This window comes from Cognatilysobacter lacus (assembly GCF_008274655.1).
In the GTDB taxonomy this organism is placed as follows: domain Bacteria; phylum Pseudomonadota; class Gammaproteobacteria; order Xanthomonadales; family Xanthomonadaceae; genus Cognatilysobacter; species Cognatilysobacter lacus.
Map to the genome: position 1 here is coordinate 1 of NZ_VTRV01000244.1, position 2,160 is coordinate 2,160.

2 protein-coding genes are annotated in these 2,160 nt (G+C 71.6%); both read right to left on the minus strand.

The genetic code is table 11. The annotated features are described in order from the left end of the window. The coding region (asnB, locus tag FW784_RS13705) for an asparagine synthase (glutamine-hydrolyzing) (RefSeq protein WP_187770832.1) at nucleotides 1-1,193 on the minus strand (1,193 nt) is incomplete at its 3' end. Beyond that, nucleotides 1,166-2,160, minus strand: a 995-nt coding sequence (locus FW784_RS13710; protein ID WP_149353882.1) for a glycosyltransferase family 4 protein, incomplete at its 5' end; no start/stop codon positions are given. The genes FW784_RS13710 and asnB, both read right to left, overlap by 28 nt.

Here is a 2,160-nt window from a genome sequence, read left to right on the forward strand (position 1 = left end):
CACGGCAGCCGCCGCGCCGCCGACACCAGCGCGCGCAGGCGGGGCACGTTGCGGAAGCTCGGGTAGCCGCCGAACATCTCGTCGCCGCCGAGCCCGGACAGCACTACCTTCATGCCCTGCGAGCGTGCGAACCGCGACACCGTCCACGTGTTGAATCCATCCACCGACGGCACGTCCATGCTGTCGAGGAAGCTGTCCAGGCTGTCAGCGGCGGATCCACCGTCCAGCCGCAGCACGTGGTGCCGGCTGCCGAAGCGCCGCGCGCTCGCCGCCGCCACCCCCGCTTCGTCGTGGCTGGCCTGGTCGACCGCGATCGAGAACGTATCCATGCCGCTGGCATGGCCGGCGCGCGCGGCCAGCGAGAGCAGCGCGGTCGAGTCGATGCCGCCGCTCAGGAAAAGCCCGACGGGCACGTCGCTGACGAAGTGCGCGGTGATCGAATCCTCGAGCGCGGCGCGGGTCAGGCAAATCGCCTCGCTCCGGGCGGATACAGTCGGTGGAGGGAAATGCACGCTCCAGAAGCGCTCGAGCGTGGCGCGGCCGCCCTCCCAGCTGAGGGTATGGCCCGGCGGGAGCACGGCGACCCCCTCGACCAGCGACGCCGGCTCAGGCACGGACCCGGTGGCGAAGAAATCACCAAGCGCGACCGGGTCCAGGCGGAAGTCCACTGCGCCCGTCGCCAGCAGTGTGCGCAGCTCGGATGCGAACAGCAGGCCGCTGGCCGTGTTCGCGTAGTACAGCGGCTTGATCCCGAAACCATCGCGCGCGAGCAGCCCGCGCCGGGCGTGGGTATCCCACAGCGCCAGGGCGAACATGCCGCGAAGGCGCCGTAGGCCCTCGATGCCATGCGCTGCCGCCAGCGTTAGCAGCACCTCGGTATCGGACTCGGTGGAAAAACGCGCGCCGCCGGCTTCGAGCTCGGCACGCAGCGCGCGGTAGTTGTAGATCTCCCCGTTGAAGACCAGCACATAGCGGCCATCGGCGGACCGCATCGGCTGCGCGCCGCCATCGGTGAGATCGATGATCGCCAGCCGCGCGTGGACGAGCCCGGCGGTTCCGCACGGGTCACGCCAGCGGCCCTCGCCGTCCGGCCCGCGATGGCGAAGACCATCCTGCATCCGCGCCAGCAGGACATCAGGCAGTTCGTCGGTCGAAAAGACGCCGCCTATCCCGCACATGCGTGCACCCCGCACGGCGGTTCCGACATCAGCGACGCGACGCGCGCGGCAAATGCGGCGCGTCCGTGGCGCCGCAGGCAGGCGTCGCGCAGCGCGTCGGGCTCGAACCATGTCCGCGGCCCTTCGCGACGCAGGAGTTGTGCGAGCCCCGCGGCAACCGCCCTCGTCTCGCCCGGATCGACAAGCAGGCCGAGTTCGCCGTCCGCCAGCGCATCGGCGCTGCCGTCGCGGTCGCCGCCGAGCACGGGAACGCCGCAGGCCATCGATTCGAGGAAGACGATGCCGAAACCCTCGGCGAGACTGGGCATCGCGAACGCATCGGCGAGCCGGTAGTGCGCGGCGAGCGCATCATCCGGCACGAAGCCGCAGAACGTCACCGAGTCCGCGACGCCGCACTCCGCAGCCAGCTGCTCGACGCGCGCCCGATCATCGCCGCTACCCACGAGCAGGTAGCGCACCGGACCCACCGCGTCGCGCAGCGCCGCCAGCGCCTGCACGACGCGGTCGTAGCCCTTGTAGCGTTCGGCCGGGTCGAGCCGCGCCACCGTCAGCACCACCTTCTCGTCGGCAGCGATGCCGTAACGCGCCACGAGCCCGCGGTCTCGCGAACCGGGAGAAAAGCGCGCGTCGTCCACCGTGTTGCCGACGATGCCGATCGACGACTCGGGCACGCCGCGATCCAGGCAACGCTGCCTGCTCCAGCGGGACACGGCCCACACCGCGTCGGCGCCACACAACGCGCGCGCCCTCGACGACGCCAGCCGCGCGTGGATGTCGATCCCGTGCGCGACGACGGTATAAGGCACGCCCGCCAGTCGCCGACCGAGCGCGGCGACGGGCGCGAAGTTGGTGTGCGTCGTGATCACGCGCGCGGGCAGCGCCATCGCCTCGCCCCGCAGGGCACAACTGGCGAAAACTGCGGCCCGCAGCACGCGCGGCGCGTTGCCGGCGCCGTGCACGCGCAGCCCGTCGACCGGGCCAG